At 73.3% G+C, this 14,112-nt stretch carries 11 protein-coding genes; 4 read left to right on the top strand and 7 right to left on the bottom strand.

The features are described 5' to 3' along the window. Window positions 1–1,911 (bottom strand): 2-oxoglutarate dehydrogenase, E2 component, dihydrolipoamide succinyltransferase (gene sucB / locus AB0C20_RS30260; RefSeq protein ID WP_357569234.1); only part of this gene is annotated, 1,911 nt, incomplete at its 3' end. 67 nt (window positions 1,912–1,978) lie between these two features. Next, on the bottom strand, window positions 1,979–3,370 hold the full coding sequence (gene lpdA / locus AB0C20_RS30255; protein WP_357180977.1) for a dihydrolipoyl dehydrogenase: 1,392 nt from the start codon (window positions 3,368–3,370) through the stop codon (window positions 1,979–1,981). 178 nt (window positions 3,371–3,548) lie between these two features. Here lpdA and AB0C20_RS30250 point away from each other — a divergent pair, with 178 nt between their 5' ends. Further along, window positions 3,549–3,878: a hypothetical protein gene (locus tag AB0C20_RS30250; RefSeq protein WP_238686655.1), complete on the top strand. Its 330-nt coding sequence runs from the start codon at window positions 3,549–3,551 to the stop codon at window positions 3,876–3,878. A gap of 98 nt (window positions 3,879–3,976) precedes the next feature. On the opposite strand, the gene AB0C20_RS30245 is transcribed toward AB0C20_RS30250, so the two are convergent. Beyond that, window positions 3,977–5,551, bottom strand: coding sequence for a leucyl aminopeptidase (locus AB0C20_RS30245; RefSeq protein WP_266304845.1), 1,575 nt, complete (start codon window positions 5,549–5,551; stop codon window positions 3,977–3,979). Between the two features lie 162 nt (window positions 5,552–5,713). Here AB0C20_RS30245 and gcvT point away from each other — a divergent pair, with 162 nt between their 5' ends. After that, entirely contained in the window at window positions 5,714–6,844 is a 1,131-nt protein-coding gene (gcvT, locus tag AB0C20_RS30240; protein WP_357180973.1) for a glycine cleavage system aminomethyltransferase GcvT, read from the top strand. 72 nt (window positions 6,845–6,916) lie between these two features. Here the strand turns inward: gcvT and AB0C20_RS30235 are convergent, their stop codons facing one another. The 4 genes from AB0C20_RS30235 to AB0C20_RS30220 all read right to left on the bottom strand — a co-directional run bounded on the left by AB0C20_RS30235 (window position 6,917) and on the right by AB0C20_RS30220 (window position 12,859). Beyond that, window positions 6,917–8,215 carry a DUF2314 domain-containing protein gene (locus AB0C20_RS30235; protein ID WP_357569233.1) on the bottom strand — a complete coding sequence of 433 codons (1,299 nt, stop codon included), beginning with the start codon at window positions 8,213–8,215 and terminating at the stop codon, window positions 6,917–6,919. Window positions 8,216–8,282: 67 nt separating this feature from the next. Further along, on the bottom strand, window positions 8,283–9,056 hold the full coding sequence (locus AB0C20_RS30230; RefSeq protein WP_357569232.1) for an adenosylcobinamide-GDP ribazoletransferase: 774 nt from the start codon (window positions 9,054–9,056) through the stop codon (window positions 8,283–8,285). Beyond that, a complete protein-coding gene (locus tag AB0C20_RS30225; protein WP_357569231.1) occupies window positions 9,046–10,986 on the bottom strand; it encodes a bifunctional adenosylcobinamide kinase/adenosylcobinamide-phosphate guanylyltransferase in 1,941 nt (646 codons plus the stop codon). The genes AB0C20_RS30230 and AB0C20_RS30225 overlap by 11 nt, the downstream gene beginning before the upstream one ends. Before the next feature lie 49 nt (window positions 10,987–11,035). Then, window positions 11,036–12,859 (bottom strand): protein kinase, encoded by a 1,824-nt coding sequence (locus AB0C20_RS30220; RefSeq protein WP_357569230.1) that lies wholly within the window; start codon window positions 12,857–12,859, stop codon window positions 11,036–11,038. 144 nt (window positions 12,860–13,003) lie between these two features. Between AB0C20_RS30220 and AB0C20_RS30215 the strand changes: the two genes are divergently transcribed. Then, complete coding sequence (locus tag AB0C20_RS30215) at window positions 13,004–13,204, top strand: hypothetical protein (protein WP_357180957.1); 201 nt, start codon at window positions 13,004–13,006, stop codon at window positions 13,202–13,204. After that, complete coding sequence (locus AB0C20_RS30210; protein WP_357180954.1) at window positions 13,204–13,998, top strand: site-2 protease family protein; 795 nt, start codon at window positions 13,204–13,206, stop codon at window positions 13,996–13,998. The genes AB0C20_RS30215 and AB0C20_RS30210 overlap by 1 nt, the downstream gene beginning before the upstream one ends. The last annotated feature ends 114 nt before the right edge of the window (window positions 13,999–14,112 follow it).

The raw sequence follows: 14,112 nt of genomic DNA, 5'->3' as shown, positions 1-14,112 counted from the left end.
GAGCGGGCGGAGAGTTCGGCCTCGACGCCACTGATCAGCGCCATGAAGACCGGCTCGACGCCGAGGGTCCGCGCGGGTCGGCAGCAGGCCCAGCTCCGAATCGAAGTTGCCGGCCTCCAGCCGCTCCTTGACCGCGGTCAGGAAGCGGGCCGCGTCGGCGCCGTCGATCAGCCGGTGGTCGTAGGACATGGCCAGGTAGACCATCGACCGGACCGCGATGACCTCGCCCAGCTCCGGGTCGTTGACCACGACCGGACGCTTCACCACGGCGCCCGTGCCGAGCATCGCCGACTGCGGCGACGGCACGATCGGGGTGTCGAAGAGCGCGCCCCGGCTGCCCGTGTTGGTCAGCGTGAAGGTCGCCCCGGCCATCTCGTCCGGGGTGATCTTGTTGGCCCGGGTGCGCTCCGCCAGGTCGGCGATCCGCTTGGCGATGCCGCCCATGTTGAGGTCGCCGGCGTTGTGGATGACCGGCACGAGCAGCCCGCGCTCGGTGTCCACGGCGATGCCGAGGTGCTCGGCGGCCGGGTAGGTGATCGTGCCGCCGTCCAGGTCCATGCTGGCCTGGATGATCGGGTGGGTCTGCAGCGCCTCGATGGCGGCGAGGGCGAAGAACGGCAGGAAGGACAACTTCACGCCGTGCTTGGCCTGGAACGAGTCCTTCGCCTGGACCCGCAGCTTGGCGACCTTGGTGACGTCGACCTCGACGACAGTGGTCAGCTGCGCCGTCTCGTGCAGCGACTGCTGCATCCGCTTGGCGATCGTCGCCCGGATCCGCGGCAGCTTCTCCGTGGTGCCCCGCTTGGAGCTCGGCTGCGGCTTCGCGGCCGGCTTGGCCGGGGCCGCGGCGGCGGCGGGAGCGGCAGCCGGAGCGGCCTTGGCGGCCTTCGCCTTCTCGGCGGCCTCCAGCACGTCCTGCTTGCGGATCCGACCACCCACGCCGGTGCCGTTGAGCGCGGCCAGGTCGACGCCGTGCTCACTGGCCAGCTTGCGCACCAGCGGGGTCACGTACCCGGCGGCTTCCTCGCCGGCACCCGGCGCCGGGGCGGACGGGCGTGCCGGCGCCGAGGTCGACGCGGCCGGCTGGGCGGCCTGCTCGGTCTTCGCCGGCTGCGCCGAGCTCTCGGTCTCCGCGGCGGGCTCGCTGTACGAGGCGCCCTGCGTCGGCTCCTCGACCTTCGGCTCCGGCTTCGGCTCGGCCTTCGGCGCCGGCTTGGCCTCTGCCTTCGGCTCGGGCTTCGGCTCGGGCTGCGCCTGGGCGGGGGCACCACCGGCAGCGCCGATGATCGCCAGGTCGGCGCCGACCGCAGCGGTCTCGTCCTCGGCGACCTTGATCTCCAGCACCGTGCCGGCGACCGGCGACGGGATCTCGGTGTCCACCTTGTCGGTGGAGACCTCCAGCAGCGGCTCGTCGACCTCGATGGTCTCGCCGACCTGCTTCAGCCAGCGGGTGACAGTCCCCTCGGTGACGCTCTCGCCCAAGGCGGGCATCTTCACCGCGGTGCCCTCGCCCGACGAGGCGGCAGCCGGGGCCGGCGCCTCGGCCGGGGCCTCGTCCTGGGCCACCTCGTCGGCGGTGCCCTCGGCGGCGGCCGTCGGCTCGGCGGCCGGCTCGACCGACTCGGCCGGGGCCTGCTCCTGCGGGGCGGCCTCGCCACCGCCGGTCGACTCGCCCTCACCGGCGATGACTGCCAGCTCGCTGCCGACCTCGGCGGTCTCGTCCTCGCCGACCACGATCCGGCTCAGCACGCCGGCAGCGGGTGACGGGATCTCGGTGTCGACCTTGTCGGTCGAGACCTCGAGCAGGGGCTCGTCGACCTCGACCGTGTCGCCCTCCTGCTTGAGCCAGCGAGTGACGGTGCCCTCGGTGACGCTCTCGCCGAGCCGGGGCATGGTGACCGATACCGGCATTTTCTGAGACTCCTTCATTCCCCTGGTGGGATCTTCGCCCGTCGCCGGACGCCGCGGTTGTGGATGATCAGGCGTGCGCGTGCAGCGGCTTGCCGGCGAGGGCCAGGTGCGCCTCGCCCAGGGCCTCGTTCTGGGTCGGGTGGGCGTGCACGAGCTGGGCGACCTCCGCCGGGTAGGCCTCCCAGTTGTAGATGAGCTGCGCCTCACCGATCAGCTCACCCACCCGGGCGCCGATCATGTGTACGCCGACCACCGGGCCGTCCTCGACCCGGACCAGCTTCACGAAGCCGGTGGTCTTGAGGATCTGGCTCTTACCGTTGCCACCCAGGTTGTAGTTGTACGTCTTGACCTTGTCAGCGCCGTACTGCTCCTTGGCCTTGGCCTCGGTGAGACCCACCGACGCCAGCTCCGGATCGCAGTAGGTGACGCGCGGGATGCCGACCTCGTCGATCACGGCGGGGGTCTGCCCGGCGATCTCCTCGGCCACGAAGATGCCCTGCTGGAAGCCCCGGTGCGCGAGTTGGAGGCCGGGCACGATGTCGCCGACCGCGTAGACGTTCGGCACGCTGGTGCGCAGCCGCTCGTCGGTCAGCACGAAGCCGCGGTCCATCTTGACGCCCTGCTCCTCGTACCCGAGGTTGGCGGTGTTCGGGCCGCGACCCACGGCGACCAGCAGCAGCTCCGCCTCGACGGTCTCGCCGCCCTGGATGGTCAGCTTGACGCCGCTCTCGGTCTTCTCGACCTTCTCGAACGGCTTGCCGACCTTGAAGTTGATCTTCCGCTTGCGGAACGCCCGCTCCAGCGCCTTGGACGACTCCTCGTCCTCGGCGGCGACCAGCCGGGGCAGCGCCTCGACGATCGTCACGTCCACGCCGAAGGACTTCCACACGCTGGCGAACTCGACGCCGATCACGCCGCCACCGAGCACGATCACCGACGACGGCACCCGGTCCATCGTGAGAGCGTGGTCGCTGGTGATGATCCGCTCGCCGTCGACATCCAGGCCGGGCAGGCTCTTCGCGTACGAGCCGGAGGCCAGGACGATGTTGCGGCCGGTGTAACGCTTGCCGTCCACCTCGACCACGTTCTTGCCGACCAGCTTGCCGGCGCCCTCGACGATCGTGATGCCCTTGTTGCCCTTCAACATGCCCTGCAGGCCCTTGTACAGGCGGGCGATCACGCCGTCCTTGTACGAGTTGACCCCGGCCATGTCGATGCCGATCAGCTCGGCCTTCACGCCGAACTGCTCCGACTCGCGGGCCTGGTCGGCGATCTCGGCGGCGTGCAGCAGGGCCTTCGTCGGGATGCAGCCGTTGTGCAGGCAGGTGCCGCCGAGTTTGCCCTTCTCGACCAGCGCGACCTTCAGGCCCAGCTGGACGGCGCGCAGCGCGGTCGCGTAGCCGCCGCTGCCACCTCCGAGAATGACAATGTCGAAGGTCGCTTCGTTCGGCTCGCTCACGTCCAACTCCCAGGTCGCGTCGCTGCATCGGGGGTCACAGAGGTGTAACAGGGACACACCCCACCTCGGTCATCTTGTCACCACTGGGCACAGGGTGCGTACCGAGGTGCCCAACGACACGTCATCGACACGTACCCTTGGCACCGTTGTCGATGACGCACGGTGGGGGAGAGATCCGGTGGGCTTGTTCCGGCGCCGCAAACAGGCGGCTGTGCCGAGCCATGACCGCGCCGCCAGTCGCGGCGATCTGGACCATTTGGAGAACTTCATCCGGAGTCGGCGCGGCGTCGAGGCGTACATCGAACCCCGCACGACGGTGACGGAGACCACCGTCATCCTGATCGCCGACGACGGGGAGTGGACCCGTCGGCGCATCGACGGCCCGGACGGCGCCCGGCGCTTCGCGTACCGGATGGGCATCCCGGTGTACGACGTCCGGCTGATGGGCTACCCGCAGCGGATGCGCGACTTCAACGAGCGGCGCAAACGTCGCCCCGAGCGGCACTGAGCCACGCGACCCGAGCGGCACTGAGCCACGCGACCCGAGCGGCACTGAGCCACGCGAAAGGGGCCCCCTTGAGCAGGGGGCCCCTTTCGCGTTTTCCGTCAGCCGTTGGCGGCGACATCCTCGACGAGCTGCACCAGCGTGCGGACCGGAACGCCGGTGCCGCCCTTGGTCCAGTAGCCGGTCGGCTCGCCCGAGTGGTAGCCCGGCCCGGCGATGTCGATGTGCGCCCAGGCCACGTCGTCGGTCACGAACTCGCGCAGGAACACGCCGCCCTGCAGCATGTGACCGGCCCGGTCCATCCCGGCGTTGACCTGCGAGATGTCCGCCACATCCGACTCCATGCCCTTACGGACGTCGTCGGGCAGCGGCATCGGCCAGGCCGGCTCGCCGACGGCGTCGCCGACCACCTTCACCCGGTCGCACAGCTGCGGGGTGCCCATCACGCCGGCCATCCGCTTGCCCAGCGCGATGACCTGGCCACCGGTCAGGGTGGAGGTCTCGAACAGGTAGTCGGTGCCGTCCGCGCAGGCGCGGGCGATGGCGTCGCCCAGGATCATCCGGCCCTCGGCGTCGGTGTTGAGCACCTCGACCCGCTTGCCGTTGAACATGGTGATCACGTCACCCGGCCGGTAGCTGGTGCCCGACGGCATGTTCTCCGCCATCGGCAGGTACGCGCTGACCGCCACCGTCGGCTTCAGCGCGGCGATCGCCAACATGGCCGCGCCCACCGCGGCGGCGCCCGCCATGTCGGACTTCATCTCCCACATGCCCTGCGCCGGCTTGATCGAGATGCCGCCGGTGTCGAAGGTGATGCCCTTGCCGACCAGCGCGACCCGCTTGCCGTTGCCGCCGTCCTGCGGGGTGTAGGTCAGCTTCACCAGCCGCGGGGGAGCCTCCGAGCCCTGCCCGACCGCGACGATGCCGCCGTACCCGCCGGCGGCCAGCGCCGCCTCGTCGAGCACCTCGACGCCGAGGCCCGCCTCGCGCGCCGCGCTGGCGACCGCATCGGCGAACGACGGCGGACGCAGCTCGTTCGGAGCGGTGTTCACCCAGTCCCGGCTGAGCCGGACCGCGCCTGCCACCGCCTGCGCCCGGGCGACCTCCGCCTGGGCGCCCGCGTCGCCGGCGTCCGGCACCGCGATGAGCACCTCGGCCACCGGCTCGCGCCGGGTCGGCTGGGGCCGGGTCTTGTAACCGGCGAACCGGTACCCACCCAGCAGCGCGCCCTCGGCGACCGCGCGCAGCTCGGCCGACGCGTCCGCGTCGTCCGGCAGCGGCAGCGCCAGCGCGACACGGGGTGCGCCCGCCAGGGCCCGGATCGCCGCACCGGCGGCCCGACGCAGCGTCTCCGGGGCCGGGGCGGCACCCGACGGCTCCGGGCCGAGCCCGACCGCGGTGACCAGCGGGGCGGTCACGGTGCCCAGCGTGGCCAGCTTGATGACCTCACCCGGCCCGCCGGTCGCGCCGAGCAGCGCGAGGGTCTCGGTCAGCTTGCCGTCGAACGCGGCCGCGATGCTCTCCGCGCCGCTGGCGAGCAGCAGGGTGCCGGCGAGGCCGCTGGTGGCGCCCTGCTCTCCGGTCTGGCTGTGCACGCCGATCACGATCGCGTCGACGGCGAGCTCGGCCGGGTCGGTGTCGACCAGGCTCAGGTTGGTGGTGCGGGGTGAAGTCACTGAAGCTACTCCGGGCGGGCCGGGCCGGTCGCGGCGTCGCGTACCAGCGGTGAAGGTCTCCGGCGGAACCTACCCGCCGGACGTCATGGCTGTCCCGCCGACAGCGCCAGCGGGCTCCCGCCGATGCTAACCAGCGACGTTGCCCCCGGTAAGTTGCCACCCATGACCGACGTGACCTCCGACGCCGCCGCGACCCGGCTGCGTCGTTCCCCGCTGCACGAGCGGCACACCGCCGCCGGAGCCAAGTTCGCCCCCTTCGGGGGCTGGGAGATGCCCCTGGAGTACGCCGGCGGCGGAGTGCTCAAGGAGCACACAGCTGTGCGTACGGCGGTCGGGGTCTTCGACGTGTCACACCTGGGCAAGGCCCGGGTGAGCGGCCCCGGCGCGGCCGACTTCGTCAACTCCTGCCTCAGCAACGACCTGGGCCGGATCGGCCCGGGCCGGGCGCAGTACACGCTCTGCTGCGACGACGCCACCGGCGGTGTGGTGGACGACATCATCGCCTACCTGTACGCCGACGACCACGTCTTCCTCATCCCGAACGCGGCGAACACCGCCGAGGTGGTGCGCCGGTTGCGCGCCGCCGCTCCCGCGCAGGTGACGGTCACCGACGAGCACGAGGCGTACGCGGTGCTGGCCGTGCAGGGCCCCCGCTCGGCCGAGTTGCTGGCCGCCCTGGACCTGCCCACCGAACACGGCTACATGAGCTTCTCCGCCGCGAGCCTGGCCGGGGTGGAACTGACCGTCTGCCGTACCGGCTACACGGGTGAGCTGGGCTACGAACTGGTGGTGCCGGCGGAGCACGCGGTCGCCGTCTGGGATGCGCTCTTCGCCGCCGGCGCGGCGTTCGAGCTGCGCGCCTGCGGGCTGGCCGCCCGGGACACGCTGCGCACCGAGATGGGTTACCCGCTGCACGGGCAGGACCTCTCCCTGGACATCAGCCCGGTGCAGGCCCGCTCCGGCTGGGCGGTCGGCTGGGACAAGCCGACCTTCTGGGGCCGCGACGCGCTGCTCGCGGAGAAGGCCGCCGGCCCCCGGCGTACGCTGCGCGGTCTGGTGGCCGTAGACCGGGCCATCCCGCGGCCCGGCATGACCCTGCACGTGGGCGACACCCAGGTGGGTGAGGTGACAAGCGGCACCTTCTCCCCAACCCGCAAACAGGGCATAGCGCTGGCCCTGCTGAACACCAACGCCAACCTCGCGGACGGCGACGAGGTCGAGGTCGACATCCGAGGCCGCCGAGCCCCCCTGAAGCTGACGAAGCCCCCCTTCGTAACCCCCTCAGTGAAGTAACCCCACCGCCTTGCCCCGGTGATCAAGAGGTTTGCGTCATGTTTGGACGAGATTCTGACGCAAACCTCTTGATCAACTGGGGTTCGGGGTTGGGGGTTCGCCTGAGTCCAGGACTGCTTGGGTCCAGCCGCCCTCTATGACGCCTGTCGCGTCCAGGACGGCCCAGTCGACTACCTCGGTCGCCTCCACTACCACTGGGGCGCCGATGCGCACGCTCTGGTCGGTGTTGGCGTCGCTGGCGCTCACGCCGACGATGCGTTCCGGGGTCTCCCACGAGGTGACGCCCGCCCATACGTACTCCGGGCCGTCGTCTCCGGGCAGGCCGTACTTCACCACCAGTTGCGACTCGGTGGGAAGTTGGCCGGCGACGAAGCGGGCCCGCGCGTCATCCAGCGCGGCTCGGGCGGTGGCGACCGCGCGGCTCATCGCGTCGCCGGAGCGGGCGTAGCGCACGTCCGGCTGGATCCCGGAGAACAGTGTCGCGCAGGCGGCGGCGTAGTAGCGCCCGTCCGGGCCGGGGTGCCCGGCCGGCGGGCGCAGGCTGAGGAACGAGTCGGCCTCCGGGTCGGTCGCCGGGTCCAGTTCGAGGCGGAGCAGCACCGGGGCGGTGGCACCGTGCTGCTCCGGGTTGCCGTACGCCACAGCGATGTCGTGCCCGGTGACAGTGGCCAGCACCGGGAGCTGCACGAACGCCGGCACCTCCTCGCCGGTGAGCCCGTCGGTCCAGTCCCGCAGCAGTCGACGGGCCGCCCCGGTCATCACCGCACCCCAGGCGCGGGTGAGGTGGTCGGGCACCCCCTGGGTCTGCAACTCCAGCAGACCGAAGCGGCGCAGCCCCTTGGTGGTGAACCACAGGCCCTCGGTGTCCGAGGAGTACGGCACCAGCACCCAGTCGACCAGCCGGATGCGGCCCTGCTCGTCGGGGAGGGAGCGCAGCGCTGTCGCCGGGTCGAGGAACTGGAGGCCGAAGACGTCCACCACGTCGCTGTCCACGGATTCCGCCACGGCGGCCGCTACCGCCCGGGCGGCCCACTCGTGCGCGGGTGGCCAACCGGGCCGGTACTCGGCCTGTACGACCACCAGGTGCGTCGCCGCCGCCAGCCGGTCCAGCTGCTCCTTCGTGGCACCGAACGCGGTGAGCAGGTCCGGTGGCAGCTCGGGGAACTCGGCGATCGGTCGGGTGTCGACGCTCATCAGCGGGCTGTCGAGCATCTGCCGGGCCAGCCCGTGCACGGGCTCGGCCAGCCGGCCGGTCAGGGCCGCCACCGCTGTCTTCGCACTGACCTTCGGTAGCCCCGCCATCGGCACCAGGTAGGTCGCGCTGAGCGACTCCGGCACCGGTACGGGCAGGAAGTCGTCCGTGATGAGCATTGTGGGATCCCCCGGTGGCCGCGCCGGTGTTGTCGAGCCGAACGCTACCCGGCCCGCCGGGCCCGGTTCAGCCGGACAGCACCAGACCCAGGTAGACCAGCGTGGTGACCACCTCGACTGTCGCGCCGAGGACGTCGCCGGTGATCCCGCCGAGGCGGCGTACCACGTGGTTGAGCAGCCCTAGCGCGACGGCGATCGCGGCGACGACGGCCAGCGGCCCCTGCCACGGACGGCCCGGCACCGCGGGCACCGCCAGCAGCACGACGGTGACCGCGCCGGCGGCCACTGCCACCGGCCCGACAGTGCCGGCGACCAGCGCGCCCAGCCCGTCGGGCCGGGCCGCGGGCACTCCCCGCCGGCAGGCCACAGTGACGCCGAGCCGCCCGGCCGCGGTCGCCGCGACCACAGCCGCGAGGCATGCCGGCCAGGACCGACCGGCGAGGTCGGCGAGCGCCGCGGCCTGCACCAGGAGTACGACCACTAGGGCGACCACCCCGAACGGGCCGACGTCCGGCTTCTTCATGATCTCCAGGGCGGCGGCGCCCCGTCGGTACGAGCCGAGCGCGTCCACGGTGTCGGCCAGCCCGTCCAGGTGCAGCCCCCGGCTGAGCAGCGCGGCGACGCCGACTGTCACACCGGCCGCCACCAACGGTGGGGCGAGCGCCCCGGCCAGCAGCAGCACACCGGCCAGCACTGCGCCGAGTAGCGCGCCCACCACCGGGGCGAGGGCCATCGCCGTGCCGGCGACCGGGCGGTCGATGCGCCCGGCCCGCACCGGCAGCGTGGTGAACGTGGTGACCGCCAGCCGGGCCCCCGCGAGCAGCCGTGGCTCAGCCGGCACGCCAGCCCGACGCCGGCTGCTCGTCCGCCCCGGTGCTGGCCGGGCCCGGCCCGGCCGGCTCCGGCTCGGCGAAGTCGGGCTCGGTCGAGTCGGGCTCGGTGAGATCCGGGTCGGCGTAGCTCGGGTCGGCGTAGCTCGGGTCGGTGGACTCCGGCTCGTCGACGGCCGGGTCGGTGTCGTCGGTGCCGGCCAGCGACGGGTGCACCGGCAGCGCGGCGGACAGCGCCAGCACCGAGCGCAGCAGCGGCAGCGCGACAAGCGCGTTCGCGCCCTCACCGAGATCCATCCGCAGGTCGAGCAGCGGGGTGAGGCCCAGCACGTCGGCGGCGAGCCGGACGGCCGGGTGCCCGCCGTGGTCGGCCAGCAGGCACCAGTGCCGGGCCTGCCCGGCCAGGTCGCGGCTCACCATGCCGGCGGCCAACCCGACCGGCCCGTCGAGCAGCACCGGCACCCGGCGGGCGGTGGCGCCGAGCAGCACGCCGGTGGCCACCGCCACGTCGCCGCCGCCCAGCTCGGCCAGGATGTCCTTGGCGCCGCGCGACGAGCGCCGGGTGCGGTGCAGCGCGTCGCGTACCGCCGCGCAGCGGATCATCCACGCCGCGTCGTCGATCTCGCCGGAGTCGGTGATCACCCGGCCCAACACGGCCGGCGGCTCCGCGCCCGCTGTCGCCGCGAGCACCGCCGCGGCCGCCGCCTCGGTGCCGGCGCCGCACGCGCCGAGCACCAGCAGCTGTACGCCGGCGTCGGCGGCCTGCTCGGCCAACCGCCAGCCGTAGCGCAGCGCGGACTCCACCTGCTCCGGCGCGAGGGCCGGCTGGTCTTCGATCGGCGCGGAGGGCGGAGTGTCCACCACCTGGAGACTCGCGCCGCTCTCAGCGGCCAGCCGTGCCAACGCGCCCTGGCCGGCGCGGGCCTGCGCGGCGCGGCGCGCCGATTCACCGGCGACGGTGCCGGCCGCCGCCCCGCCGGCGTGGTCGCCGTGCAGCAGCAGCACCCGCACCGAGCCCCAGGCGGCAGGGGTCGAGGTGCCCTGGGTGGCGGCGGCGAAGCCCACCACCCGGTCCAGCACGCCCAGCCCGGCGCCCGGTACGTCCAGCGTGGCCAGCCGGTCGATCGCCTGCGGCCCGGCGTACTCGTCGGGCATCGGCAGCTCCATGCCGGGCTGGATGACCAGCCCGGTGGACACCATCGGCAGCGCCATCGTCGGCGCGGCCCACGGGTTGCCCGGCTCCGCGGTCGGGGTGGCCGGAGGCGTGTGGGTCAGCACGTCGGGCAGCTGCACCTCGGGGGTGGGCTCACTGTCGGCCAGGCTCGCCAAGGTCGGTGCGGCGGCGGCCGTCGGCGCGGTCACGGGGGCGGGAACGGACTGTTCAGTCGCGGCGGCGACCGACTTGAGCCAGACCGGCTGACCGGCGACGACCAGTACGACAGCGTCGCAGGCGTCGGCGACCGCGCGGTTGGCCGCGCCGAGCGCGTCGGTGAACGCCCGGCCCAGCGGGGTGGTCGGCACCAGCGACAGCCCCACCTCGGGGCTCACCAGCACCACCCGGGCGGCACAGCCGCGGATCGCCTCGGCCAGTTCGGCGATGGTGGCCACGTCGTCGGCGGGCTGGTGGTCCGGGTCGAGCAGCACCGTCACCCACCCGCCCAGGTCGTCGACGAGCAGCATCTCGTTGGGCTCGGCGGACTCCAACACGTCGGCCAGCCGGCGCGGGTCCTCGGTGGTCTCCTCGGTGGTCCAGCTGCCCGGCCGTCGGGCGCGGTGCGCCGCCAGCCGGGTCGCCCACTCGGTGTCCTCCGGGTCGCCCTCGGGCGCGGTGGCGACGTAGCGGACCACCGGCGCGTCGGTGACCAGGGACTCGGCGAACTCGGACTTGCCGGACCGGATACCGCCGAGCACCAGGACCGTGTTCCACCCGTCTACGGACATGCCCGTACCTTAAGGCCGCCCACGGTTGTGGTGCCTGCCGGCCCGTCGTTCAGTCGCAGTGTTCGAACCCGCTGCCGTAACTGACCCCGCCGGTGGAGCCGCCCCACTTGACGCACGTCCCGGCGGCGGTGGCCCGCACCGGTCCGGCGTAGTAGTCGAAGGACCCGCTGTCGGTGCTGCGTGTCCGCCCCTGCACCTCCAGGTACGCCGAGGCGGCCGACTTCGCGCCGACCGCGGTGTCCTTGAGGGTGACCACGCAGTTGGTGCCGGTGCCCGAGTGGTACAGCAGGAAGACTCGGCCCTTGCGCTGCCCGTCCCCGCCGGTCAGCGTCGCCGAGTCGATCACCTGGTAGCCGCTGCCGCACGCCTGCGCCGCCGTGTACGGGTTGGGCCGGCTCGACGGGGTGCGGGTGGGCGTCGGTCGGCTGCTTGTCGTACCGGTCGGCGTACCGCCCGGCGTCGTGGTGCGCGGGTCCGGCGCGTTGGTTGGCGCGTCGGTCTGTCCGCCGGAGGCGGTCGGTGCGGCGGACGCGGTGCGGCTGGTGCCCGGCGCGCCGCTCGGTGAGGGTCCCGAGGTGCTCGCACCTCCGTCGTCGAGCGCGCCGCCGTCCGGGGCCGCCGCCGACTCGCCGGCCAGTGCGGGTGGGTGGTTCGCCCCACCCGGCTCCCCGTCGGGTCGTAGGGCCGCCACGGCCACCGCGATCAGTGCCACGAGAGCGACAGCGCCAACCCCGACCAGCAGTTGCCGGCGTCGGCCGGACGACCCCGTCCGCAACACGTCCTCCCGGGTCGACCCCGGCCCGCTCACCGGCGAGGCCGCGAAGCCGGCCGGCGTGCGCACGGCGGCAGCCCCGACCGGCGCGGGCTGCCCGACCGGCGTCGGTCCGGCCGAGAGCGGCGGTGCGGCCGGCGGCACGGGGGGTGTGGCGGCCGGCGGGGCGGGGGGTGTGGCGGCCGGTGTGACCGGAACGGCCGCGGGCGTCCCCGGGGTGGGGGCGGCCAGCGCCCACGGTGGGCGGGCCGAGACCGGAATGCTCGCCAGTGTCGCGTCGCGGGCATCGGCGGCGGCAGCGGCCAACTCGGCGGCGCTGGCGAACCGGTCCTCCGGACGCTTGGCCAGCGCGCGGCTCACCACTGCGGCAACCGCCGGTGGGGTGTCCGCCGGCAGCGCCGCCGGGTCCTCCTGGGCGTGCCGCAGCGCCACCGCGAGGGGGTTGTCACCGTGGAAGGGCGGCTGCCCGGCAAGGCAGAAGTACGCCACCGCGCCGAGCGCGTAGATGTCCGTGGCGGCCGAGACCGGCTGCCCGGTGGCCTGCTCGGGAGACATGTACGAGGCGGTGCCGAGCACCATGTTCGCGGCGGTGAGCCCCGCCATGGCGCGGGACCGGGCGATGCCGAAGTCGACGAGCACCACAGTGCCGTCGTCCTTGACCAGCAGGTTGCCCGGCTTCACGTCCCGGTGCACGATGCCGGCGAGGTGGGCGGTGTGCAGCGCGTCGGCGGCCTGGGCCAGCACCGACATCGTGGTGGCCGGATCAAGCCGCCCCGCCGCGCGTACCCGGGCGGACAGCGGCTGGCCCTCGACGTACTCCATCACCAGGTAGTCGACCTGGCTGCCGTCGTCGAGCGCGGCCTGCCCGACGTCGTGCACCGGGACCACGCCGGGGTGCCGCAGCGCGGCCAGCATCCGCGCCTCGGCCCGGAAGCGGGCGGTGAACTCCGGATCGGCGACCAGCGACGGCAGCAGAACCTTGACGGCGACCTCGCGTTCCAGCAGCACGTCAGTGCCGCGCCAGACCGCGCCCATCCCACCCGTCGCCACCCGCTCGCCCAGCCGGTATCGGTCCCCGAGCAGCACTCCCCGTGTCAGCACCGAGCCACCGTACCGGCCGGCGTCGATTGGATTGATCCACCCCGTGGGCCCCCGCCGGGCGAGCGAGCGGCCGTTGCGCGCCGGGCCGACTACGCTGGCGAGGGTTCGTCCCACGGGGACTTCAGCGGCGAGGGGAGACGCGGCATGGCGTGGAGCTGGCGGTACGAGGGCACGGACGGCAAGACGGTCGAGGGGCCGGCGGAGTCGTTCGGCAGCCAGGCCGACGCCGAATCCTGGATCGGTCAGACCTGGCGGGAGCTCGCGGCGTCCGGCGTCACCTCGGTCGCGCTCGTCGAGGACGACCGGGTGGATTACCGGATGAGCCTGCTGCCCACGGCCGAGTGATGGCCTACGACCGCCCGGGCGGTGACGGGCTGGTCCTCGGCGTGCCCAAGGCGGCGTTCCGGCCCAGCCCGGTCTTCCTCGGCCTGGTCGCGCTCTTCGCGGTCAGCGGGGTGCTGACCTGGAACGGGTACGGCAGCGTCCGGTTCAACGTGTTCCTCTTCGTGGTGTCCGGTTGGCTGGTGTCGCTCTGCCTGCACGAGTACGCCCACGCGGTGGTCGCCTACCGGGCCGGCGACCGGGACATCGCCCACCGTGGCTACCTGACGCTCAACCCGTTGAAGTACACCCACCCGCTGCTGTCGATAGTGCTGCCGGTGGTGGTGGTGCTGCTCGGCGGCATCGGTCTGCCCGGCGGCGCGGTCTGGGTGGACCGGCACGCCATCCCGGGCCGACTGCGGCACACCCTGGTCAGCCTCGCCGGCCCGGCGACAAACGTGCTGTTCACGCTGGTGCTGGTGGCGGCACTGCGGATCGGCATCGAGTCGGGTGGCCCGGTGGAGTTCTGGGCGGGGGTGGCGCTGCTCGCCTTCCTGCAGCTCACCGCGAGCTTCCTGAACCTGCTGCCGGTGCCCGGCCTGGACGGCGGCAACATGATCCAGCCGTGGCTCAACCCGCAGTGGCGCAAGATGTACGACCTGTTCGCGCCGTACGGCTTCATCCTGCTCTTCGCGCTGCTGTGGAACCCGCGCATCGGCGGCTGGTTCTTCGACGCGGTCTTCGCGGTCGGTGACCTGCTCGGTCTGCCGTCGTGGCTCTACGCCACCGGCCTGGAGCTGATCCGCTTCTGGCGGTGACCGTCTACCGGGCGGAGCTGACCTGGCCGACGACCGGGCGGAGCTGACCTGACCCGGCCGGGGGGGGGGGGCGGCCCGCCGCCGCCCCCGCCGCCGCGGGCGGCGGCGCCGCGC

This window comes from Micromonospora sp. NPDC048843, assembly GCF_040649965.1.
GTDB lineage: Bacteria > Actinomycetota > Actinomycetes > Mycobacteriales > Micromonosporaceae > Micromonospora > Micromonospora hortensis.
This window is presented reverse-complemented; position numbering and strand designations above follow the sequence as displayed.